Origin of the sequence: Geofilum rubicundum JCM 15548 (genome assembly GCF_000974365.1) — a bacterium.
Classification (GTDB): Bacteria; Bacteroidota; Bacteroidia; order Bacteroidales; family Marinilabiliaceae; genus Geofilum; species Geofilum rubicundum.
The window spans coordinates 192306-213528 of the sequence record NZ_BAZW01000002.1 but is presented as its reverse complement, the minus strand read 5'-3'; the positions used below and the strand labels follow the sequence as shown (position 1 = coordinate 213528).

Genomic DNA, 21223 nt, shown 5'->3' with positions numbered 1-21223 from the left:
GGACCCCGAAGCTGCCCAGTCTTTCTATAGCCAAAACAAGACGAACCTGGGTACGGAGAATGGGATGTTTAAAGAAGGGACCGCATTTTTTAAAGAGTATGACGCAATGCGGAATTATTTGAGGTCTCAAGGATTTTCCTATGCTGATGCTCATGATGCTGCGATGGCATACGTCCTGGACAAAAACGAAACAGGAGTGACATTAATGAGGAAAGAAAAAGGAGATGACGAATTCAAAACTATGAAAACTAAAGGAACAATGAACCCGAACGCAAAAGTAACCGATGCAACCTCCACAAAATGTAAATAACTATGAAAAAGTTGAATAGCTTATTAATCTTGCTGATTTTTGTTTTAGGGAGCTGTGCTACTATAAAACAAAAAAGCAGTACCAGAAACATCTCAAATCCCCAATACAAGGATTTAAATTCATTTAATTACGACACACTTGAATACATCAAAACCAATTTCTATGAAAACCAACAGTTTTATGTGGGTAAACCGGTCAAAGTTCTGTTAGACGATTTAGAGGCTGACATTGTAAATTTTACTCCAAATTCATTATGGAATCCAATGGATAAGTCTAATGGCGTGAGTTTAACCGTGAGGTATACCATGCTCGCTGGAGAAAATAAACTTATTCCAGCGGCAACCCAAATAATTGTTAAATTTACAGATCTTTACGCATATGATGATGCGGTGGAATTATCAGACCTTAATCCTGAAATCAATTGGGGCAAGGCCCAGGAAGATTTTTATAAAGATTTTACTATAAAGGAAATATTTTTATACGTTCCCGAGATAGAGCCAATTGAATAAACTCTAAAAGGTCGGGGCTGCTGTATAACATTGCAGCCCCGGTCTTTTCAATGGTCAGCTAAAACTTAAGCCCTATGGACTTCATTAATGCAACAACTATCTGCATCCTACTTCTTCTAACCGGTTTTGATTTAACTGCACAGCTCGTAAGCGTCGAGGAGTTGCAAGGCATGGATTCCATTTATATCAAGGAGAACTATAAAGGTGCGATTGATGGAACTGAGTCCTATTATTACAGCTACAGCACTCTGAAAGAAATGGCAAAGGAACATTAATAAAAGAAAACCCATAGAGCTTGAAGTTCACACAGAAGTCCAACCCAAGGCAACAAAAACATTTCATATTCCTCCCACTTTTCAGATAAATTGTATCTTTGGACTTATAAACTTCAAACTCATAAAATCACGATGCAAAAGATATCAATTGACATCAAAAAAACGGCCGGCTTCATTGCTGAAGGAGCCGTTCAAAAACTGGAAGATAAAGTATTGTCCAGTCAACAACAACTGCACGGTAAAACCGGTGCCGGCAGCGACTTCTTGGGATGGCTCAATCTGCCCTCTTCCATCACAGCTGAGGAATTAGCGACCATTAAGGAAACGGCCCGTAGATTAAGCGAAAAGTCAGAAATTGTTGTAGTTGTTGGCATAGGCGGCAGCTATCTGGGAGCCAGAGCTGTCATTGACGCTTTATCGAATTCCTTCGACTTTTTACAAAGCAAACGCAAAGCACCCGTGGTGCTTTATGCGGGCCAAAATATTGGCGAAGATTACACCTTTGAGCTTTTAGATCTGCTGAAGCACAAGGATTTTTCGGTCGTGGTTATTTCCAAATCCGGAACCACCACAGAGCCCGCCATTGCTTTTAGACTATTAAAGGAATTGCTGGAGAAAAAATACGGAACAGCGGATGTTAAAGAGCGTATTGTGGCCATTACGGATGAAAGCAAGGGTGCTTTGCGCACGCTGGCCGACCGCGAAGGCTACCAGACTTATGTGATTCCGGATGATGTGGGTGGCCGCTATTCGGTACTGACCCCGGTCGGACTTCTGCCCATTGCCATTGCCGGATTAGACATTGACCAACTGGTTCAGGGGGCCATTGACATGGAAGAAGCCACTGCACCGGATGTGGCTTTTAATGAGAATCCGGCGGCTGTTTATGCAGCGGTTCGTAATCTGCTTTATCAACAGGGAAAAACAACTGAAATTCTGGTGAATTACAATCCCAAACTGCACTTCCTGGCCGAATGGTGGAAGCAGCTGTATGGCGAAAGTGAAGGCAAGGAGAACAAAGGAATATTCCCCGCTGCGGTGGATTTTACCACGGATTTGCACTCCATGGGCCAATGGATTCAGGAAGGTGAACGGACGATTTTCGAAACGGTTATCTCGGTTGAAACGGCCAACCAAAAGCTGGAAGTGCCCGATGATAAGGACGACCTGGACAAACTCAACTACATCGCCGGCAAGCGCATCGATGAAGTGAATAAAATGGCTGAACTGGGAACCTTGTGGCCCATGTGGACGGCGGTGTACCCAACATCCGCATCTCTGTCCCCAAACTCAACGAGTACTACATTGGCCAGTTGATCTATTTCTTTGAAAAAGCCTGTGGTATTAGTGGTTACGTTTTAGGTGTAAACCCCTTCGATCAACCGGGGGTAGAGGCCTATAAAAAGAATATGTTTGCCCTCCTGGGCAAACCCGGCTTTGAAAAAGAAACCCAAGAAATCAGAAAAAGACTGTAATACACACCGTATCGTTCTTTTCGTCAACCACGGATGACGCGAAATGGCAGAGATGAAGCGGCTTGGATGAGAATAAATTTTCAAAATACTACTGGAAGTTTCTCACACATGTCGTTTTCATCCCTGTTCATCCGCGAAATTCGTGGTTTTTATTTTGTACTTTTGAGCAACTGTTGAATGCATATAAACGGTTTTGAAGGGAAAAAAGAGACATGATTGATAGCGCCACAGTTGATAGAATAATGGAAGCTGCTCAGGGACAGATTACGGACGTCATCTCCGAATATGTCAACCTGAAGCGACGTGGCATCAACTATATCGGCAATTGTCCCTTTCACAATGAAAAAACGCCCTCTTTCATTGTTTCGCCCCACAAGGGCATTTTCAAGTGTTTTGGCTGTGGCAAAGGCGGCAACGCGGTCAATTTTTTAATGGAGCATGAGCAAATCACTTTTGTGGAAGCCATCAAAAGTCTGGGCCGCAAATTCCATATTCACATAGAAGAAAGAGAGCCCTCGCCGGAAGCGTTGCAGCACCAAAATGAGCGGGAAAGCATGATGGTGGTGACCGAGTATGCCGCCAAATATTTTGCGCAAACGCTTTACGAAACAGATGAGGGCCAGTCGGTGGGCCTCGGCTATTTTCGCCAGCGGGGTTTCAGAGACGACATCATCAAAAAATTTCAGCTCGGCTATTCACCGGAACAACGGGATGCGCTCACCAGGCAGGCCCAGCAACATGGCTACAAGATAGAATTTTTGGAGAAGACCGGCCTGTCCATTGTGCGGGACGACTACAAAGCCGACCGATTTAGGGGCCGGGTGATTTTTCCCATCCACAGTCTCTCCGGCAAAGTCATCGCCTTTGGTGGACGGGTTTTAAAATCCGACGCCAAAACGGCCAAATATCTCAACTCACCCGAGTCTGAAATCTACCACAAAAGCCGCATATTGTATGGCATTTATCAGGCCCGGCAAGAAATGGTGCGACAGGATCGTACTTATCTGGTAGAGGGCTATACCGATGTGCTTTCCTTTCACCAGGCGGGCATTACCAATGTGGTGGCCTCCTCGGGAACGGCACTGACGGTGGATCAGATACGGCTCATGGCCCGGTTCACGCCCAACATCACCATTATTTATGATGGCGATCCGGCGGGCATCAAAGCCTCCATCCGGGGAATCGACCTGGTACTGGAAGAGGGCATGAATGTCAAGGTGCTCCTGCTGCCCGAAGGAGAGGACCCCGATTCTTTTGCCAAAAAACTGGGCAAGGAGAAATTGCTGCAATACATACGGGACAACGAAACCGATTTCATCAAGTTCAAAACGTCCATTCTGCTGGAGGATACCCACAATGATCCCATCAAAAGGGCCCAACTGATACAGGACATCGTCAGAACCATCTCGGTGATACCCGACTCCATTGTGCGGGCCGTGTATATCAAAGAATGCAGCAAGCTGATGAATGTGGAAGAACCTGTGCTGTACACGGAAATTGGCAAGATTAAAAAGAAGAAGCAGGAAAAAGAAGCCCTGCGTCCGGCTGTCCGCCCTCCCGTCCACGAAGCTCCACCCCGTCGAATTCGAATACCACGGCCGTGCCCCTCATCGCCAGCAATCCGCTGGAGCCGGAAGAACGGGAAGTATTGCGCTTCCTGATCAAATATGGCGATCAGATGTTGAGCGGCCCCGTCACCATTGATGGAGAAGAGAAATCGATGTCGGTAGGCGAATACATCGTCCACGGTTTAAATGCCGACGATGTGCGCAGCCAAAACCCTTTGCACAACCAAATCATAGAAGAGTATGAGGCCCATTTGGGCACGCCGGGCTTCATGGCCAACCGCTATTTTGTCAGCCACCCGGACCCGGCGGTCAGCGGACTGGTGACGGATCTTATTGCGCGTGAATACCAACTGAGTCGCATCCACAATAAATACGGACCCGTCAAGAAGGATGAAGAGATGCTGGACGACCTGGTACCCCGGGTGGTAACGGAACTCAAATGGAAAATGGTAAAGGTACGTATGGATCAGGTGCGTCAGCAACTCAAGGAAGCGCAGGAGCAAGGCAACCATGAAAAGTTGATGGAACTCATCCAGGAAATGACCGTCTTACAACAAGCCTTTAAATTTATTTCGCACCAACATGGTGAGCGAACCATTATATAATCACAAAACAACATTCCATGAAGACGCTGGTACATAAAGATCAGGAGCTGATAGAAACCATTATTCGCCGTTGCGACATATGTTTTGCAGGGGTGGTCACCCCTGAAAACACCCCCTATGTGATACCGATGAATTTTGGCTATCAGAATGGGATTATTTACTTGCACAGCGCCCCCACAGGGCGCGTTATTACGGCGCTTGAAAACAATGCCCACATCTGCATCACTTTCAGTACCGACCATGAACTGGCCTTTCAGCATCCGCAGGTAGCCTGCAGTTACCGCATGAAATCCAAAAGCGTCATCGCTTTTGGACAGGTGACCTTTATCGAAGATATGGATCAAAAGCGCGAGGCGCTGAATATTATCATGGAACAATATTCCGACAAACAATTTGAATACAGCGACCCCGCCGTCCGCAATGTTAAGATTTGGGCCATTCCCATAGATGAAATCAGTTGCAAAGAGTTTGGTGCCCCTCACGAAAAATACAAAAAGAGCTAAGATCAAATCCTTAAAAAAAATGCCCAATGGTACTTAACTACATATGGATCGCCTTTTTTTTGATCGCCTTTGTGGTGGCTCTCATTCGTCTGCTGTTTTTTCAGGACATGGAAATATTCTCAGAGCTGGTCAATTCCACCTTTGAATCTGCCAGTACCGGCTTCACCATTTCTCTAGGCTTGACAGGTGTCCTCACGCTTTGGCTGGGCTTTATGAAGATTGCCGAAAAAGGCGGCATGGTGACGCTGATGACCAGAGCCATTGGTCCCTTTTTCAACCGTTTGTTTCCCACGCTGCCCAAAAACCATCCGGCTTACGGCTCTATGATGATGAATCTGGCCGCCAATATGCTGGGACTCGACAATGCCGCCACGCCCATGGGACTCAAGGCCATGAAAGAAATGCAAACGGTGAACGATCAAAAGGACACAGCCTCCAATGCGCAAATCATGTTTCTGGTTTTAAACACCTCCGGCCTCACCATTATTCCCGTGTCTATTATGGTGTACCGGGCACAGTTCAACGCCGCCAATCCGGCCGATATTTTTCTGCCCATCCTCCTGGCCACTTTTTTTTCGACCATTGCAGGGGTTATTTCTGTGGCTGTGGTCCAGCGCATCAAGCTGCTGGACCCGGTGATTATGGCCTATTTGGGAGGAATGACGGCGCTTGTAGGGGCTTTGCTGTGGGGATTGTCCCGACTGGATCGGGAACAACTGCGGGTGGTGTCACTACTGATCGCCAATCTCACCCTGTTTTCCTTCATCATTGTATTCATCGTCCGCGCCGTCCTTAAAAAGGTGAATGTCTATGAGGCCTTTATCGAAGGGGGCAAGGAAGGCTTTTCCATCGCCATCAAAATCATCCCCTACCTCATTGCCATTCTGGTCAGCATAGGCGTTTTCAGAGCTTCCGGAGCCATGGACTACCTGATCGACGGGGTGGCCTGGTTCTTTACACAGCTGAATGTGGATACCCGCTTTGTGGATGCCCTGCCGACTGCTTTAATGAAGCCCCTCAGTGGCAGCGGGGCCCGCGGCATGATGATTGACACCATGAATGCCCACGGTGTGGATTCCTTTGCGGGCCGACTGGCCTCAACGGTTCAGGGTGCCACAGATACCACCTTCTATATTATTGCCGTGTATTTTGGGTCGGTGGGCATTCGGAATACCAGACATGCTGTGCCTTGTGGACTCATTGCCGACTTTACCGGCATCATTGCGGCCATATTTATTGGTTACCTCTTCTTTGGGTAAAACTTTACTTCTTCCTATGTTTTTCTTATATTTAGTGATTGACCCCAGTAGTCAGGTTATTACGAAATAACTGAAGAAACAATGGGTCCAATAACTAAAACGTAAAAAAAAATAATATGGATAAGGAAGAAACAAAATCAAACAATGGCGCGTGGACAATTGGATGGGGATGGTACGTAGCAGTGCCCTTGCTGGTCGTTTTGGGACTGGCTGCCAAAAAAGGCGCCTATGAGACACTTGTATCCAAACACCAGCCGGCTCTGGACATACTCAAAGAGCGCTACGCTAAAGGAGAAATAGACCGCGAGAAATATGAAGAAATGGTCAATGACGTTTTGGCGGTTTAAAACACATTTTTGACCCCATTGAAATTCATACGAAACTCACTGGGGGTAGAATGTTGCTTCTTCTTAAATATGCGGTTAAAGTTAGAGATGTTATTGAAACCACATTCGTAACAGATTTCTGACACGCTTTTTCGTGTCTCAATGAGCAGGCGGGTGGCGTAGCCCAGGCGTATTTCATTCACAAATTCGACAAAAGATTTACCGGTTCGCTGCTTAATCAGGCGGCTAAAGGAGACGACTGACATGTTCAGCATGCCGGCAGCCTCTTCCAGCATGATGCGCTTGTTGAAGTTGGCGCGGACAAAATTATAAATTTTTTCAATGCGCTCACTGTTATGAAAATCATTGTTATGCTGAAAGGAAATGTTGGTCAGCAGCTTTTGGTCGCGGGAGATGGACAGGTCATACAGCAAGGATTGGAATTCCAAAAAGGAATCAAATCCGCGTTTCTGCGTCAATGAAACCAGGCGTTTTTCGGCCAGTTGGGCCGTTTCTTTCGAAAAGAGAATGCCCCTGTTGGCATTGTTCAGCAAGTCTCGAATGGGCTTCAGAAGATTTTTGGCGATCAGCGCCCCCTCAAAGATATCGCGTGGAAATTGGATGGTGATTTCGTGCAGGATCTGCGTTCCGGTATTGCGGTAGTTTTCCCAACCATGATAAAGGTTGGGACCGACCATGACCAATTCGTGGTCATCAATTTCTTCAATGTGATCACCCACCACCCGTCGGGCCCCCCTTGCATGGACAATGAAATTGATTTCATACTCAGGATGAAAATGAATGGGAAAGGTGAACAGGGAGCGTTCCCGGTCAAAAATCAAAAAACAATCATCCTCATTTAATGGGGTTATTTCCCGATGAATAGATTCCTTGATGGACGTAATGGTGCTTGTTTCCATGTCTCAAAATGGGGGTAGATGAACAATGTATTATTTTATCAAAAATAAACATTTTTGATAAAATAATACAACACAGGTATCAAAATAGGCCCAATTGTTTCTTAAAGCACTTGTTTTAAGTCATTTATATTACACGCTGATCGAGAGCCCTTATACATTCAGAGCCCTCCAAAAACAACTTTAAATGGTTTAAATACTGACAAACAGGCATTTAAACAAGGTAAAACAGCATTAAAAAACATCAACCATTGTTAATACCTGTCCGTTTAGACCATATAGTATCAAAAACATCATCGCTGTGATTCAGGCCATCGAAAGCCCGAAGAAATGAGATGGAAAAGATGTTTTTTTTCAAAACATTTCATATTCAAACAAAAAGCCCGTATATTTGCGGTCGCTTAAAAAAGTAGGTTGTATTAATTGAAATTATTTGAAACATGCCCGTAAAAATTAGATTAGCAAGACACGGACGCAAAAGGTATGCTTACTACCACATAGTGGTAGCTGACAGCAGGGCGCCACGAGATGGCAGGTACATTGAAAGGATTGGTTCTTACAATCCCAACACGAATCCTGCTACAATTGATCTCAACAATGACAAAGCCTTACAATGGCTTGCCAATGGTGCCCAACCTACTGATACTGCCCGTGCAATCCTGAGCTACAAAGGTGTTATGATGAAAAAACACTTGCTCGAAGGAGTTAAAAAAGGTGCTTTTGACGAAGCTGAAGCTGAAGTTCGCTTCCAGAAATGGTTGGAAGAGAAAGAAGCAAAAATTCAGGCGAAAAAAGACGAATTGGCTGGAATTAAAGCATGAGTGCTAAAGAACGTCTTGAACAGGAAGCCAAAGTCAACGCCGAAAGAGCTGAGAAAATCGCTAAGAGAGATGCTGCTCTGGCTGCTGAAGCCAAAGCTGCTGCCGCTCCTGCCGAAGAAGCTCCTGCTGAAGAGGCTGCAGAGGAAGCAACTGCTTCTGAAGAAGTTTCAGAAGAGGCGCCTTCAACTGAGGACCAAGCTCCGGAGGAACCAAAGGCTGAATAAACGAAGCCAAAAAATTCTTTATAAAAAAGACCCATCTGACAATCAGATGGGTTTTTTTTGTACTTTTACTTTTAACATGATTGAGAAATCCAAACTACTGAAAATTGGCTCACTGGCCAAGCCTCACGGTGTAACCGGAGAGATGCTTATACGATTATTGCCGGAATGGCATGGTTATGAGCCGGATCCGGATTTCCTGTTTATTGATCTCCAGGGCGGTTTGGTACCCTTTGAAGTGCATGCCATCCGATACCGGAATGATCAGGACTTACTGGTGATTCTTGACACCATTTCAACCGAGGAAAAAGCCCGTCGCGTTCAAAGTGCCGATGTCTACATTGACCCGGAAGAGCTGGGACAGGAACCGGCGCACACGGAATTTTCCATTCACCAGTTGGTTGGCTTTGAGGTAACGGACAAAAACATGGGTGCTTTGGGACCGATAAGGTCCGTGGCCGATATCCAGAACAATCCGCTCATCGAACTCTTTTACAAAGAAAGAGAAATACTGGTCCCCATTCACAGCGAATTCATCGTCCGGATTGATATGGAAAAGCGGCAAATGGACATAGATGCACCGGCGGGACTTATTGAGCTGTATCTGGAATAAGTCTTCCTTTTTCCAATTGATTAAAATCAGAGCGCCAATCATCCGGAATAATCATCCCTTCACCGCTGTTAACGCCCACCATCACCGAATCACAAGTGGCTGTCGGCGCTGTTTCGCCCGACTTTAAAATCCACTGCATCATGCGCAGACTCTTGCCACCCAATTGATAAATACGGGTTAACACCCGTATTTGATCATCCGGCAAGGTTTGTTGAAAAAAATCGGTCTTATTGGAAACAATCACCAGATGCCTTCCGTCCTTCCAGAGTTTATCCGCCCCCAAGGCCTCCTTCAAATAATGCAGGCGACCAATATCAAAATATTCCTGAATCACGGTATTGTTAACATGTCCAAAACCATCCACATCGTTGAAGCGGATTTGTATGGGTGTCTCGTGAAAAAAATCCTTCCATTCCATATCACCTATTCCCGTATTATCTGAATTTCTCCATGCTGACCCAAGCGCATAACACCAGAGGCCGTATAGAAGCTTGTTTCTTCCTGTCGGTACTTTACCACATAGTCCACCCCATTTACAATGGCCGCATCAATTTCATAAAAACTCCTGGGTGTCGGCTTCCCGCTGATATTGGCAGAGCTGGAGACAATGGGTTTGCGAAAGCGCTGGCACAAAGTCTGCGAAAACAATTCACGCGTCACCCTGATCCCCACACTTCCATCCGGGCCGGCCACACCGGGGGCCACATTTTTAGCGCCATCGTAAACGATGGTCAGCGGCTTTTCAGAAAGTTCTGTGAGATCCCAAGCCAACGCCGGCATATCACCGACATACTGAGGGATTTTACCCACCTGATCGACCAGAACAATTAGCGGCTTTCCCACGGCTCTTCCCTTTAGATGGAGCAATTTTGATACGGCTTCTGCGTTGCTGGCATCACAGCCTATTCCCCATACCGTATCGGTCGGATACAGAATCAATCCGCCTTCATTCAGCACCTCCAGAGCACTCTGGAAATCTTCTCTATCATAGCGCTCAGCCATTTTCAGCTTTTATTTTTGTTCCTTCAAAAATAAGCCCAATCCCATTAGCACACAAATAAATTGAGTCACAAAATTGAGCCACAAAAAAAAGGAGCCGACAAAGCACCGGCTCCATCCACTCCTCTTTTCAAAAAATATCCAGACAGCGACTATACAGCCACCCCAAAATCACGCAGCGCATTGTTGAGTGAAGTTTTCAAGTCGGTTGAGGCCTTCCGCTGACCGATGATCAGGGCGGCTGGCACCTGGTAAGAACCGGCAGCAAACTCCTTGGTATAACTGCCAGGAATCACCACCGAACGTGGAGGCACATAACCTTTGTGAATCACCGGCTCTGAACCCGTCACATCAATAATTCTGGTAGATCCGGTCAGGACGACATTGGCGCCCAGTACCGCTTCCTTTCCTACGCGGCAACCTTCTACCACAATGCAACGGGAGCCAATGAAGGCGCCATCCTCGATAATAACGGGAGAGGCTTGTATGGGCTCCAAAACGCCCCCCAGTCCTACGCCACCACTCAGGTGCACATGCTTGCCTACCTGGGCACAACTACCTACTGTCGCCCAGGTGTCTACCATGGTGCCTTCATCCACATAAGCACCAATGTTCAGATAGGAGGGCATCATAACCACCCCACGGGCAATATAGGCACCATAACGGGCCACGGCATGAGGCACCACCCGCACGCCCAATTCTTTATAATTGCTTTTGAGCGCCATTTTATCGTGAAACTCAAAAGGTCCCAGCTTAATGGTTTCCATGTTCTGCATGGGAAAGTAAAGGATGACCGCCTTTTTGATCCACTCATTGACTTTCCATTCGTCCCCGTCGGGTTCTGCAACCCGAATGATTCCCTTATCGAGTTGTTCAATGACCTGCCGGATGGCCTCCTGCGTTTCAGTACCGGATAACAAACTCCGGTCGTCCCAAGCCTTTTCAATAATTTCTTTCATCTTCTTTTTGTTAGGTAAATGATTTTCGCTGTTTACAGTTTAGGCGACTGTTTTTTTGGCATCCAACAGCCAAAATCATTTTTTCGATTAATAAATGGTTTAGTCTCGTAAAAATAAGGCTTAATGGGCACATAGTCACAAACAATTATCATTTAGTATGTTAATGTTTTTTAAATCGATAATCGAGCTGAATTTTAAAAACCGAAATACGACGTACGCTTACAGGTGAAAATGAGGGTCTAAAAACACCTCTTCCGGCACAATTATTGTTTGTTAAACGGCCATCCTGTTACGCTTTCTAATCCTGTATAGCTCATCCATTATTGACCCAATTCCAATAAACAATGCGCACACAGGATCCCAAATTGTTGCTTCTAATCACAGGCATCATCTTGTTACTTCCATTCAAAGTCTCGTCACAATCCGACTCTCTGGTGATTTGGAAGGGCTGCATCTCAGGCCCCGGCAACCATGGGGAGATTCCGCATGCCACCATCGCCAGTTACCAGCAGGTAGCCCGCTACATCAGCGATGAAAAGGGTTGTTTTGTTCTGAGGCTCCCCTTTAGCGACTCCATACGCATCGCCGCCCTGGGCTTTGAAGCACGTACCATTGTATTGAACCAACAGCCGCGCGACAGCACCAACAGGATGCAAATAGAGTTGAGGCAACAGAGTTTTGATATTCAGGAGGTCACCGTGAAAGGCTATCAGGGGATTTTTGATCCCCTGATATTTCCAAAGCACATCGATGAATCCAAACGGATAGAATTGCACCTGCCAGCCCACATTGGCAGTCAGGTTTCGGATATTCCTCCCCACGAAAGGCCGATGCCGGCAGCATGGGGATCCTGGGCGCCTTGCTTAGTCCCGCCTCCTTTATCCAGTCCAAATTCAGTCGAGCCGAAAAGGCCAAACTCAGACTTCCGGAAGCCCGGGAGGCAGCCCGTGTATGGAACCATAAGGAAGCAGTAGCCGGCAGGGAAGTCATCGCCCTTATTTCAGGCTACGAGGGCGAGGCATTGGATCGTTTTGTTATTTATTGCAACCTTCATTTAAAAATAAGCGCTTCCGACAATGGCGTTTCTGCCACCAGGAAAATAGAAGCCCTCCTCAGCAGGTATCAACATGAAAACCAAAACCAGCCGGCTCCCGAGCCTCAGGCCCCATAAATATTTACCCTTTCAAAAGTTCGATTTCCAGTGCTTATTCAGGAACAAGTACCATTTGGTTTTGAACGTGGATATAGGAAAAGGCTTCTCCTTCTTCCGGACTGATCTGAACATTCTTCATGACCAGGCCATCTACCTCGATGAATTCAGCACCGAAGCGGGAAGAAATGGTGACATCCTCCAGATGTATACCTTCAATGGGCATTTCGGGCAAACCATGAAAATACATGGCGCGTCGGGCGTTCACCGAAGTAACATTCTTGAAGCGTAAGTTCCGGAACACGGGCGTTTCTTCTGTGACCGGCGGTAAATCCCGCTCCTGAACAGCACCGTCTTCACCGGCGGCCAAGGCTTCGGTGGCCGACTTGCCCCCATAATAAAGGTTGAAACGGAAGGAGTCGGTGGAGATGTCGTGCATGCTCACATTTTCAACAAAAATATTTTCTACCACGCCACCACGGCCCCGGCGACTCTTGAACCGGAGGCCCACATCGGTTCCCAGAAACGAACAATTGCGGACCAATACATTCCGAACACCGCCGGACATTTCACTGCCTACCACAAAACCACCGTGGCCCCGATACACCACACAGTTATCCACCAGTACGTTCTCGGTGGGACGTGCACGTCGGCGGCCGTCCTCGTCTTTGCCCGACTTGATACAAATGCCGTCATCCCCCACATCAAAGGAACTGTTCACCACAAGGGCATTTTTACAGGACTCCAAATCCAGGCCGTCCCCATTCTGCGCATAAGAAGGGTTGCGCACCTGAACATTATCGATGATGATATTTTCACACATCAGGGGATGCAAATTCCAGCTCGGTGAATTGCTGAAAATGACGCCCTGTAAAAAAACATTCTTACACTCAATAAAACTCACCATCACCGGTCTCAAAAAGTCCTTTACTTTTTGCCACTCGGCCTCAGTTGTCAGATTTTGAGGGACATTCATATTACTGATGGTATCTCCATGCAGCACACCGGCAGAAGGAAACCAATAATCGCTGCGCTTGAACACGCCTCCTCTGGCGATGAATTTTTGCCACTGACTTTCAGTCACCTTTTGGCGCTTCACCGGTCGCCACTCATCACCGGCACCATCAATGGCTCCGTGTCCGGTAATGGCAATATTTTCCAGGTTTCTGCCTGAAATGGGCGACTGACAGCGACGGGTGTCCAGGCCCTCAAAGATGGTCTCCACCAGGGGATAAAGGTCTTTGTCGCGACTAAACAAAATCACGGCCCCTTTTTCAAGGTACATATTGATGTTACTTCTAAAAACGATGGGGCCGGTGTGCCAGACACCTGCTGGCACATAGAGGGTACCTCCACCCTGATCCGTCAACTTTTGCATGGCGGCCTCAAAAGCGGCCGTATTTAAAACCTGTCCGTCACCTACACCACCGACTTCCGACAAAGAAACCCGGTTATCGGCAAAAACGGGGGGCGACAATACCGGCATCTCAAAAGGCAGGTCATTGTATAAATAAGCATAGGGTGATTCCTTTTCCTCCTGGGGCTGACACGACATCAGCATCATCCATCCCAACGACAACAACAACGATCCCCATAAACGACTCATACGCTCTGTTTTTTTATTTAAAGTTCAATATACTTATTCTTTTATCATTTCCGGCCAAAAAATCATTTTCCCAATTCCAAACAGCCCATAATAAATGGTCCGTTGGCTTTGGCATCATTATCTCTCCTGCGCTCATTCACATAATAGTCAAAACTGCCATCGCGGTAGGGATTACCCCCCAAACCTGCTACGGCACAGCAACGGGTCAGTGACAGAACGCCACGGGCATCTTCTACAATCAATTCCTGCATCAGGCCCTCATAGGCCCGCTCGGCCACCATCCGAAAAGAGGGGTTCAAATAACCCTTGTTAACCGCCTTGGCAATGGCATACATAAACATGGCGGACACCGAAGCCTCGAGGTAATTTCCCTCCCGGTTGCCCTGATCCACTACCTGGTACCACAAGCCTGTTTCATGCTGATAGTTGCTGACAGCAGCGGCCAAACCTTGTATCATTTCTACTATTTCACCCCGGTGTTCCAGGTGCTCCTGGTCTTCCGGCAAATAATCCAATACATCCACCAGGGCCATGAACCACCAGCCCATGCTACGTCCCCAAAAGTTGGGCGACTGGCCCGTTTCCGGATGGGCCCAACGCTGGTTGCGGCTCTCGTCCCAGGCGTGGTAGTAAAGCCCGGTCGCCTCATCGTACGTATGTTTCCCAGCCACCAAAAACTGCGTCACCACCACGTCCAGCCATTCAGGCTGGTCAAAAGTCACGGCATACTCCGCCAAAAAAGGCGACCCCATGTACAAACCATCCAGCCACACCTGGTGTGGGTAAATCAGTTTGTGCCAAAAGGCGCCCTCATGGGTTTTGGGATGGTACTTCATTTGATTCACCAGCCGGTCCATCGCCAGCTTGTATTTCTCATCACCGGTTTGCCGGTATACCTCAAACAACACTTTACCCGAATTGATGTAATCGATGTTGTAGGTTTCCACCCTATAGGCATGGATTTCTCCCGCCTCATTAATTAAGGTGTCTGCCCATTGAATAACATAATCGAGGTACTTCCGGTCTCCGGTCTCTTTCCATACCTTCAACATGGCCAGGGTTCCCAAACCCTGACCATAGCCAAAATACAAACGTTTCCCGTGATCCAGCTGCCAGGCCTCCGGGGCCCGCACCATTTCGGAATCGGCAAATCGCACGGCAACCGACTGGGCGCCGATGCTTCCGGCCACCAGCAAACTCACTAGACATATCCATAAAAATCTCATCTGAAAAAGTTTAAATTTATTGCTTGATCTGTTAGAATCAGCGGACCAGAGTTACCGCCATCAGTCCGATCACCACTTCATTGGCGACCGCTTCCAATTCCAATGCTTTCAATTCCTTATCCGGATTCAGGGCCAGATCCAGAATAATACCGGCACCTCCGTCGATGGACCGACCATAAACTTCCGCCGGATCAATGCCCATCAATTGTTCCATATCGCGACTGACCTCACCTGTTTTCAAGGCCACCCGGTAGGGTCGGGCATGAACGGTTTGGAAAGCATAATCGTCTATAAAGAGATCCTGTTCAATGGGCACCCAATTGTCGGGATTCACCAGATCCAGAACCGTTTCACTGCCATCGGCATACCGCACCTTTACCCTGGCATTGACCAAATGGCTTTGCATGTGATTGGTAGAACCTGCCATCAGCAAATAGGCATGGGCAGCCTTTCCGTTCAGCGGCACCTCCGCCCGATCCGGATAATTGTCCCACAAGGAAACAAACAATACATTGGGCGCCTCTGGTTCTCCGTTACTGTAAAAAGGCAAACCAAAAGGCGTTGTAAACACCCCGTTACGAACGGCAGCACGTAAGCCACTGTCATCAATTTCAGCCGTCAATTTGGGATGACACCACTCACCTATCCCCTGAACAGGAATCTGCAGCGTGGTGAAAGGGGATCGTGGCGACAAATACACCTCATCAAAAATAGCAGAAACCGAGGCATTCATCCTATCACCCATGGGGACCATTTCATAAGGTCTCTGTGGAACCTTAAGGTTCCACAAACTTAGATCTTCAGAATAAATGACTTCCCGACCAATCCGTAATTCCACCCTGTTGGTACCCAGGAATAACTGGTCCACAGGGACCTCCAGGACTGTCGACCATTCATCGGGTGAAAGTTTTAGCTTTTGACACCAGGCACCGGGGCCGGGATTCACCGATACTTCCAGAGTCTGATCAACATCGGTCTGATTCTTTAGGCGCAGTTGAAGTGCGTCGGCCTCCTTATCGTATTCGAGCGCAAAGGAAGGGCTTACCGCCAAATGCAGTGGCTGCCACCAAACAGCTTCGTCCGCCTGCACTTTTACAAAAAGCGTTTTGTCGCCCGCTTTGCCCCGGACCACTCCCCGAAGGCGCTTCCCACTGATGGTGTAATCCTCCAGGGCGCCCTGAGTATCCTTGATTTCCAAAATTCGCGCAGGCAATTCAACTTCCAGCCTGTCACCGGCCGCATGCTGCAACGCTTTCACCTCCAGTTCATCACCCACAGCTTGCTCCCATTCAATTTCCAAAAGGATCTTCTCCCGGCCGTTCACTTCTACCATCAGGCGCGGTCCACCGATCGCCGCATGCCATTTCCAGTGGTGGTCCCGACCGTTCACCTTCACAGTTTTCACCGAGGTCCCCAAAGCCCTCAGGTTCAGCCTGACCGTATCGGCCGCTTCCATTTTACTTTCAATTTGGTAGCGATCCCGGAGCCCCTGTCTTTCAAATTTAAAATCCAGATAAGAAGTCGTCAAGGCAGCATGGTCCCAGTCGGTTGGAAATCCAGGCTGAATAAGCAACTGACGATTAAGCAGATCCGGTTGAATGCCATACAAGCCCTCAATAAGCGCGCGCGCATACATACCTACCGGATCGCCAAAATCACGGTAGCACTCCCCACGTGCAGCATCGTAAAAACTAATTTGTCCGATGTTACCCGGACTGCTGCCCAGGTACATGCCGTCGAGCACGATACTTTTAAACAGCTTACTGGCTTTATCGTTACGACCGCTCTGCCAGTAGGCCAGGGCGGTATGGGCGACTTCGGCAAAGGCTACGTTGTTCACCGACCAGGAATAAGGTAACCAGTTGGTGGTGGAAAGGGTATGGTAGCCCTCATCTTTCAGGCCTTTAGCCAAAACCGGGATATGCGGGATTTGCGTATCAATGTAGCGGGTGGCCTGGTAGCCTGAAAGGGGTCGTGTACCTCCGAATCAATGGCATGGTAGATGGTCCATATGCCAGGCCGGGTATGCAGCAGGCCCTGGCCCATGAAATCCTGAAATTCGGCCCAATGTCCCTCTTCCTCCAGCCAGAGGCGCTCGTTGAGCGCCTTTAAAATATTTTCAGCCTCTTTCTGGTAAGCGATCCCATCCACGCCGAGCTTTTCGGCAATCAGGGCCGCCATCCGGTTGGCCCGGTAATTATAGGCAGAAGTGTAGGTGACCGCGCCGCTGTTGTAGTAGAGGGCATCGCTGGCCCAAATGCTGGCACAGGCATCATAGAGGCCGTCGTTATCCGGATCGTAGTTCCGCTTTTCCCATTCCAGGTGGCGGGTTATCACCGGCCATATTTCCCGGGCGTAGGCCAAATCCCCGGTCCAGTTCAAATGCCAGAGCAAGGCATCGATAAAAACCAGATTCATGTTGTAGTGGTGCATCTGGTTGTTGTTTTCAGGGTTCCGGCAAATGTACCCGTCGGAATACATGGGAGTGCCCCACTCTTTAAGTGGTCGGGCCAGATGCAGGGCACTGTCTGGCGCCGGGTGACTCAACACAGGAGGCACTTCCGTCACCTGAGAGGCCGCATAACGGTTAAAATGCCGGCGGTTGCGCTCGCTCAGACCAATAAAATCACCCGTGTAACCGGCCCGCCAGCCGTTCAACGGCATACGCCACCCAATGGCTCCATGCAACCACACGTCGTCCCAGATGCCATCAGCGGCTGTACTGAGAACCCCTCCAATCGGATTCATGTAGGGATCGGGGGTATCCATTACTACGGCAGAAGCCACTTCCTTCCGACGTTCATCCGCCCGTTCGAAAAGCGCCTCCAACTGGGCGCCGGGAATACCGGAATCGTCCGCTGCATTTTTCAGGGCCAGGTAATGGACCTCGTCAGAGCCTGCCGGAAACTCTGCCAGCAAGACAGGTTTTGACGCAGTGACTTCTGAATCCCAAACGGCGGCAGGGCTCTCTACAGAATAAGGTGAGCCCAGGCGTAAACGGGTTCCCGGTGAAAACCGGCCCCTTACGGAGGTCGGATTCCTGGAATCCTGCCCATAGGCCATGGTAAAAGACGAGCCATCGAGTTCGTAGTCGTTATTGAGACAGGACTCCGGATTCAGATCAAAGGCATTGGCCACATCCACCCCCAAATCGGCATTGCGAAAGAAGCGTTTGCTGTCTGCTCCGCCGTACATGGTCATCAGTCGCAAATCGGGCGGAAGGTCTTTCCCGCTTAAACGGACCACCACCCCATTGGCATCGCCCATGGCCAGGACTTCAATCACCAATTGTCCCTTGCCCAGCAAGGCATCCTTTATTTCATAGCGTCGAATGCCGGGTTCATAGACCGATCGCACGTAGTCGGCCTCCACCAACCATTTACTTTCTGTACCGGAACGCACCCCCCATTGGAGGTTACCGCCCATATAGGGCATGTACAAACCCAAGACCGGCTGGTCGCTGGTTTCCACCCTGAAAGAGGAATTGATGCCATACAAAGCCTTATTGTAACGCAAGGTCCCGTTCTCAATCACAAAGCCCTTTCCTTCGGGCCGGTAGCGCAAACTCCGCTCCTTGCCATGCCACAGTTGCGGAGCTTCCTGCCCCGGCAGGGAGCTACTTCCCATCATCAAAAACAGGACAATTCCACTGATCCACTTCATACTAATTTCCTTTAACCGATTTCTGGCCATGCGGCTTTTATGGCCAGGCGTTTCATTTATTCATTTATCAGGGCATCGCTTTCAAATCTTCCCAAACCACCTCCCAGGTGCCGTCTTTTGGAAATCCGGGGTTGCTGACCTCATTGCCATCCCAGCCGGCACACATCATGGCCACCGCTGTCAACAAGCCACCGTTTCCGGGCAAATAAACCCGCAGGCGGGCATCCTGATAGTTGTGCCCATTCACCAGGTAAGTATTTGTGCGCTTGTCCATCAACAAAGCCCCAACGGCTTTCTCGGGATCGCCCAGACGAGCAGCACTCATGGCGGTCATGGGATAATCCCACCCCCAGGTCTTGCCCCAATTCCAGTTGTCCCAGATCCAATCGAGCGTATTTTGCATGTAATCGGCACGCATCAGATGGTTCTGAGGCAGCATGCCCATCGCACCCAGTACGGCCGGGTGGTCGGAAGTAAAACGAATGTCTTTATAGGTATCTACCGCATCCTCCGAAGCCAGATACAAGCCATCCAGTGCAGTCAGAGGCGATAATTTATCAATGATCTCGTCCCATTGAACCCGACGCTCCTTGCCGGCCCGCTCGCGCCACTCCTGGGCCACCGACAGCCCAAAATGCCAGTAGGACAATTCAAAGGGCGGATTAATGGTCTCAATGGCGCGCAAAGTTTCCTGGGCGGGAATGATTCCCTGTAGAATGTAGCGACCTTCCATCATATCGTAATCGGCAAAGGAGGCCATAAAAGCAGCCGTTTCCTCCACCAAAAAACCATACTTATCGAGGACCTCCTGCGAAGGATTGTGGCGGTACAACAATTCCGCCATATAAATAAAGTGCGGTTGTTGCCATATCAGGAAAGAGCCCACCTTGGAAGGGGCCTCTGTCGCCGAAGGATCGGTCATTTTCATCCATCGGATGCCCTTGAACCCTTGTCGTTCAGCAATCGACTTAGCCACCGGATAAGCTTCGGCATACCAATCCATACTGCGTTCAAGCAATTCCGGGCGATTCCATAGGGCAAAATGCACGGCATGCCACCAATGCATTTCCAGGTGAAACTTCCCATACCAACTGTTGTAAGTCAGACCGGTTTCCTGCGGCGGAAGATCCCCCGCACTCTGAATGGCCATCAGGTATTGCGACAGCACGACCCGTCGTTCCAGTTCCCGCGCTCCTTCGGCTGTACTCTTTGAAAAGTCAACCGCTCCACCGGTCTGCCAAAAATTTTGCCAATAAACAGATGCGGCGTCCAAAGAGGCAGTAACGGCGGGGACTTCATCCCCGGCAGGCAGCTCGGAAAATTCAGAACTAAAAGCAAACTGTTCCTGTTTGGGTTGCAACACAAAATAGTGGTCTGCCTTCTTCCTTACCTCGGCTTCCCCTTCCCAATTCAGCTGCACGTAATAAACCGTGTTATCAAGCGTCCGTTTGAACAGACAGCTTTGGGCGTCCTGAGCAACAATTTCGGTTTGGTGCTTTTCCGGCACACTCCAATCCGTGGCATCATCGGCATGCTTGCCACTGGGATAAGGGAAACGAATATTAATGCCGGCCTGCCCGCTTTCAAACAGAGAAGAAGTGGCCTTCACCGCCAGTAAATCCCGGTCGGGGTGCACCGCTGTTTCGACTTGTACCGACTCACCGGCATAATTAAATCGGCTTTTAACAAGGCCATTCCACAAGTCCAGTTCCTGTTGCGGATCTTCAATGGATGAAGGGGACCCCACATCACCCATCTCAAATCCCACATAACCCAGATGCAAACGATGCGGATTCACCCGATACCAGTCAGCCGCTGCCTTTTGCCGGCCCGGCTCATTAAACTGAACCGCATAAAGTTCCGGTTTCCCCCTGAAATCGTATTCTTTGAGTGTTTCTTCAAACCGGTATTGTTCCCGATTGGGAAAGCTGTGCCAGCCCCATTGCGACTGGGTCCCTAAAGGCATGCCTTCTGAATAATATTCGGGAAATGTCTGCAAGCCGGTGGCATCCACCGTAACGGCAAAATTCCCATTGCCCACCGACAAGGCCGATAATTCTTCCACTTCGGTGATGACCGGATTATTTCGCTTCACCAGCGCATAACGATCGATCTTTTCAACAACTGGTTCCTGGCAACCGGTCAACAGAAGTCCAAGAACCAAAAAAACAACACAAATCCTCATATGAATATTGTTACAGGTTAAACCAAAATAAGT

Annotated in this window: 24 protein-coding genes; 14 read left to right on the top strand and 10 right to left on the bottom strand. The window is 48.6% G+C overall.

All coding sequences use genetic code 11. The features are described from left to right. The 10 genes from JCM15548_RS21900 to JCM15548_RS02170 form a co-directional block, all read left to right on the top strand. Window positions 1-310: hypothetical protein (locus JCM15548_RS21900; protein WP_162198163.1), on the top strand; the 310-nt coding region annotated here is incomplete at its 5' end. Between the two features lie 2 nt (window positions 311-312). Continuing rightward, entirely contained in the window at window positions 313-819 is a 507-nt protein-coding gene (locus JCM15548_RS02200) for a hypothetical protein (RefSeq protein ID WP_062122239.1), read from the top strand. Between the two features lie 74 nt (window positions 820-893). Further along, window positions 894-1094 (top strand): hypothetical protein, encoded by a 201-nt coding sequence (locus JCM15548_RS02195; RefSeq protein ID WP_062122238.1) that lies wholly within the window; start codon window positions 894-896, stop codon window positions 1092-1094. Window positions 1095-1226: 132 nt separating this feature from the next. After that, window positions 1227-2411, top strand: coding sequence for a glucose-6-phosphate isomerase (locus tag JCM15548_RS02190; RefSeq protein ID WP_227625347.1), 1185 nt, complete (start codon window positions 1227-1229; stop codon window positions 2409-2411). Continuing rightward, window positions 2333-2569 (top strand): phosphoglucose isomerase-related protein, encoded by a 237-nt coding sequence (locus JCM15548_RS26550; RefSeq protein WP_227625346.1) that lies wholly within the window; start codon window positions 2333-2335, stop codon window positions 2567-2569. Before JCM15548_RS02190 ends, JCM15548_RS26550 begins: the two co-directional genes overlap by 79 nt. A 212-nt stretch (window positions 2570-2781) precedes the next feature. Then, window positions 2782-4230, top strand: coding sequence for a DNA primase (dnaG, locus tag JCM15548_RS02185; RefSeq protein ID WP_173427639.1), 1449 nt, complete (start codon window positions 2782-2784; stop codon window positions 4228-4230). Continuing rightward, window positions 4170-4742, top strand: a complete 573-nt coding sequence (locus tag JCM15548_RS22195; RefSeq protein ID WP_173427638.1) for a hypothetical protein — start codon at window positions 4170-4172, stop codon at window positions 4740-4742. Before dnaG ends, JCM15548_RS22195 begins: the two co-directional genes overlap by 61 nt. Before the next feature lie 17 nt (window positions 4743-4759). Further along, the gene (locus tag JCM15548_RS02180) at window positions 4760-5245 is read left to right on the top strand and encodes a pyridoxamine 5'-phosphate oxidase family protein (protein ID WP_062122237.1); all 486 of its coding nucleotides are present in this window, start codon (window positions 4760-4762) and stop codon (window positions 5243-5245) included. Window positions 5246-5271: 26 nt separating this feature from the next. Continuing rightward, window positions 5272-6504 carry a nucleoside recognition domain-containing protein gene (locus tag JCM15548_RS02175; protein WP_062122236.1) on the top strand — a complete coding sequence of 411 codons (1233 nt, stop codon included), beginning with the start codon at window positions 5272-5274 and terminating at the stop codon, window positions 6502-6504. A gap of 116 nt (window positions 6505-6620) precedes the next feature. Beyond that, window positions 6621-6851 (top strand): SHOCT domain-containing protein, encoded by a 231-nt coding sequence (locus tag JCM15548_RS02170; protein WP_062122235.1) that lies wholly within the window; start codon window positions 6621-6623, stop codon window positions 6849-6851. Here the strand turns inward: JCM15548_RS02170 and JCM15548_RS02165 are convergent. Continuing rightward, complete coding sequence (locus tag JCM15548_RS02165; protein WP_227625345.1) at window positions 6848-7750, bottom strand: AraC family transcriptional regulator; 903 nt, start codon at window positions 7748-7750, stop codon at window positions 6848-6850. The two genes, JCM15548_RS02170 and JCM15548_RS02165, sit on opposite strands and share 4 nt — an antisense overlap. Window positions 7751-8187: 437 nt before the next feature. Here JCM15548_RS02165 and JCM15548_RS21445 point away from each other — a divergent pair, with 437 nt between their 5' ends. The 3 genes from JCM15548_RS21445 (at window position 8188) to rimM (ending at window position 9402) form a co-directional block, all read left to right on the top strand. After that, window positions 8188-8568: a 30S ribosomal protein S16 gene (locus tag JCM15548_RS21445; protein ID WP_157482330.1), complete on the top strand. Its 381-nt coding sequence runs from the start codon at window positions 8188-8190 to the stop codon at window positions 8566-8568. Next, window positions 8565-8792 carry a hypothetical protein gene (locus JCM15548_RS21440; RefSeq protein ID WP_157482328.1) on the top strand — a complete coding sequence of 76 codons (228 nt, stop codon included), beginning with the start codon at window positions 8565-8567 and terminating at the stop codon, window positions 8790-8792. The genes JCM15548_RS21445 and JCM15548_RS21440 overlap by 4 nt, the downstream gene beginning before the upstream one ends. Window positions 8793-8868: 76 nt before the next feature. Then, the gene (gene rimM, locus JCM15548_RS02155) at window positions 8869-9402 is read left to right on the top strand and encodes a ribosome maturation factor RimM (protein WP_162198162.1); all 534 of its coding nucleotides are present in this window, start codon (window positions 8869-8871) and stop codon (window positions 9400-9402) included. Here the strand turns inward: rimM and JCM15548_RS02150 are convergent. The 4 genes from JCM15548_RS02150 to JCM15548_RS21895 form a co-directional block, all read right to left on the bottom strand. Further along, a complete protein-coding gene (locus JCM15548_RS02150) occupies window positions 9380-9820 on the bottom strand; it encodes an acyl-CoA thioesterase (protein ID WP_062122233.1) in 441 nt (146 codons plus the stop codon). The genes rimM and JCM15548_RS02150 overlap by 23 nt on opposite strands. A 5-nt stretch (window positions 9821-9825) precedes the next feature. Continuing rightward, on the bottom strand, window positions 9826-10404 hold the full coding sequence (locus JCM15548_RS02145) for an L-threonylcarbamoyladenylate synthase (RefSeq protein WP_062122232.1): 579 nt from the start codon (window positions 10402-10404) through the stop codon (window positions 9826-9828). Between the two features lie 149 nt (window positions 10405-10553). After that, complete coding sequence (locus tag JCM15548_RS02140) at window positions 10554-11360, bottom strand: 2,3,4,5-tetrahydropyridine-2,6-dicarboxylate N-succinyltransferase (RefSeq protein WP_062122231.1); 807 nt, start codon at window positions 11358-11360, stop codon at window positions 10554-10556. A 455-nt stretch (window positions 11361-11815) separates the two neighbouring features. Next, window positions 11816-12181 carry a hypothetical protein gene (locus JCM15548_RS21895; RefSeq protein ID WP_162198161.1) on the bottom strand — a complete coding sequence of 122 codons (366 nt, stop codon included), beginning with the start codon at window positions 12179-12181 and terminating at the stop codon, window positions 11816-11818. 20 nt (window positions 12182-12201) lie between these two features. On the opposite strand from JCM15548_RS21895, the gene JCM15548_RS21890 reads away from it, so the two are divergent. Then, a complete protein-coding gene (locus tag JCM15548_RS21890; protein ID WP_062122229.1) occupies window positions 12202-12531 on the top strand; it encodes a hypothetical protein in 330 nt (109 codons plus the stop codon). A gap of 34 nt (window positions 12532-12565) precedes the next feature. Here the strand turns inward: JCM15548_RS21890 and JCM15548_RS02125 are convergent, their stop codons facing one another. From JCM15548_RS02125 to JCM15548_RS02105, 5 genes are all read right to left on the bottom strand, one after another. After that, complete coding sequence (locus tag JCM15548_RS02125) at window positions 12566-14116, bottom strand: glycoside hydrolase family 28 protein (protein ID WP_062122228.1); 1551 nt, start codon at window positions 14114-14116, stop codon at window positions 12566-12568. 62 nt (window positions 14117-14178) lie between these two features. Further along, window positions 14179-15342 carry a glycoside hydrolase family 88/105 protein gene (locus JCM15548_RS02120; RefSeq protein WP_062122227.1) on the bottom strand — a complete coding sequence of 388 codons (1164 nt, stop codon included), beginning with the start codon at window positions 15340-15342 and terminating at the stop codon, window positions 14179-14181. A 37-nt stretch (window positions 15343-15379) separates the two neighbouring features. Continuing rightward, window positions 15380-17254: a hypothetical protein gene (locus tag JCM15548_RS22300; protein WP_062122226.1), complete on the bottom strand. Its 1875-nt coding sequence runs from the start codon at window positions 17252-17254 to the stop codon at window positions 15380-15382. Next, window positions 17239-19005 carry a DUF4450 domain-containing protein gene (locus JCM15548_RS02110; RefSeq protein WP_157482324.1) on the bottom strand — a complete coding sequence of 589 codons (1767 nt, stop codon included), beginning with the start codon at window positions 19003-19005 and terminating at the stop codon, window positions 17239-17241. Before JCM15548_RS02110 ends, JCM15548_RS22300 begins: the two co-directional genes overlap by 16 nt. 67 nt (window positions 19006-19072) lie before the next feature. Continuing rightward, window positions 19073-21190 (bottom strand): hypothetical protein, encoded by a 2118-nt coding sequence (locus JCM15548_RS02105; RefSeq protein ID WP_062122224.1) that lies wholly within the window; start codon window positions 21188-21190, stop codon window positions 19073-19075. Window positions 21191-21223: the final 33 nt, after the last annotated feature.

Coding starts and splice junctions, on each gene's coding strand:
- JCM15548_RS02200 (WP_062122239.1), top strand. CDS start 313: ATGAAAAAGTTGAATAGCTTATTAATCTTGCTGATTTTTGTTTTAGGG.
- JCM15548_RS02195 (WP_062122238.1), top strand. CDS start 894: ATGGACTTCATTAATGCAACAACTATCTGCATCCTACTTCTTCTAACC.
- JCM15548_RS02190 (WP_227625347.1), top strand. CDS start 1,227: ATGCAAAAGATATCAATTGACATCAAAAAAACGGCCGGCTTCATTGCT.
- dnaG (WP_173427639.1), top strand. CDS start 2,782: ATGATTGATAGCGCCACAGTTGATAGAATAATGGAAGCTGCTCAGGGA.
- JCM15548_RS02180 (WP_062122237.1), top strand. CDS start 4,760: ATGAAGACGCTGGTACATAAAGATCAGGAGCTGATAGAAACCATTATT.
- JCM15548_RS02175 (WP_062122236.1), top strand. CDS start 5,272: ATGGTACTTAACTACATATGGATCGCCTTTTTTTTGATCGCCTTTGTG.
- JCM15548_RS02170 (WP_062122235.1), top strand. CDS start 6,621: ATGGATAAGGAAGAAACAAAATCAAACAATGGCGCGTGGACAATTGGA.
- JCM15548_RS02165 (WP_227625345.1), bottom strand. CDS start 7,750: ATGGAAACAAGCACCATTACGTCCATCAAGGAATCTATTCATCGGGAA.
- JCM15548_RS21445 (WP_157482330.1), top strand. CDS start 8,188: ATGCCCGTAAAAATTAGATTAGCAAGACACGGACGCAAAAGGTATGCT.
- JCM15548_RS21440 (WP_157482328.1), top strand. CDS start 8,565: ATGAGTGCTAAAGAACGTCTTGAACAGGAAGCCAAAGTCAACGCCGAA.
- rimM (WP_162198162.1), top strand. CDS start 8,869: ATGATTGAGAAATCCAAACTACTGAAAATTGGCTCACTGGCCAAGCCT.
- JCM15548_RS02150 (WP_062122233.1), bottom strand. CDS start 9,820: ATGGAATGGAAGGATTTTTTTCACGAGACACCCATACAAATCCGCTTC.
- JCM15548_RS02145 (WP_062122232.1), bottom strand. CDS start 10,404: ATGGCTGAGCGCTATGATAGAGAAGATTTCCAGAGTGCTCTGGAGGTG.
- JCM15548_RS02140 (WP_062122231.1), bottom strand. CDS start 11,360: ATGAAAGAAATTATTGAAAAGGCTTGGGACGACCGGAGTTTGTTATCC.
- JCM15548_RS21890 (WP_062122229.1), top strand. CDS start 12,202: ATGGGGATCCTGGGCGCCTTGCTTAGTCCCGCCTCCTTTATCCAGTCC.
- JCM15548_RS02125 (WP_062122228.1), bottom strand. CDS start 14,116: ATGAGTCGTTTATGGGGATCGTTGTTGTTGTCGTTGGGATGGATGATG.
- JCM15548_RS02120 (WP_062122227.1), bottom strand. CDS start 15,342: ATGAGATTTTTATGGATATGTCTAGTGAGTTTGCTGGTGGCCGGAAGC.
- JCM15548_RS02110 (WP_157482324.1), bottom strand. CDS start 19,005: ATGAAGTGGATCAGTGGAATTGTCCTGTTTTTGATGATGGGAAGTAGC.
- JCM15548_RS02105 (WP_062122224.1), bottom strand. CDS start 21,190: ATGAGGATTTGTGTTGTTTTTTTGGTTCTTGGACTTCTGTTGACCGGT.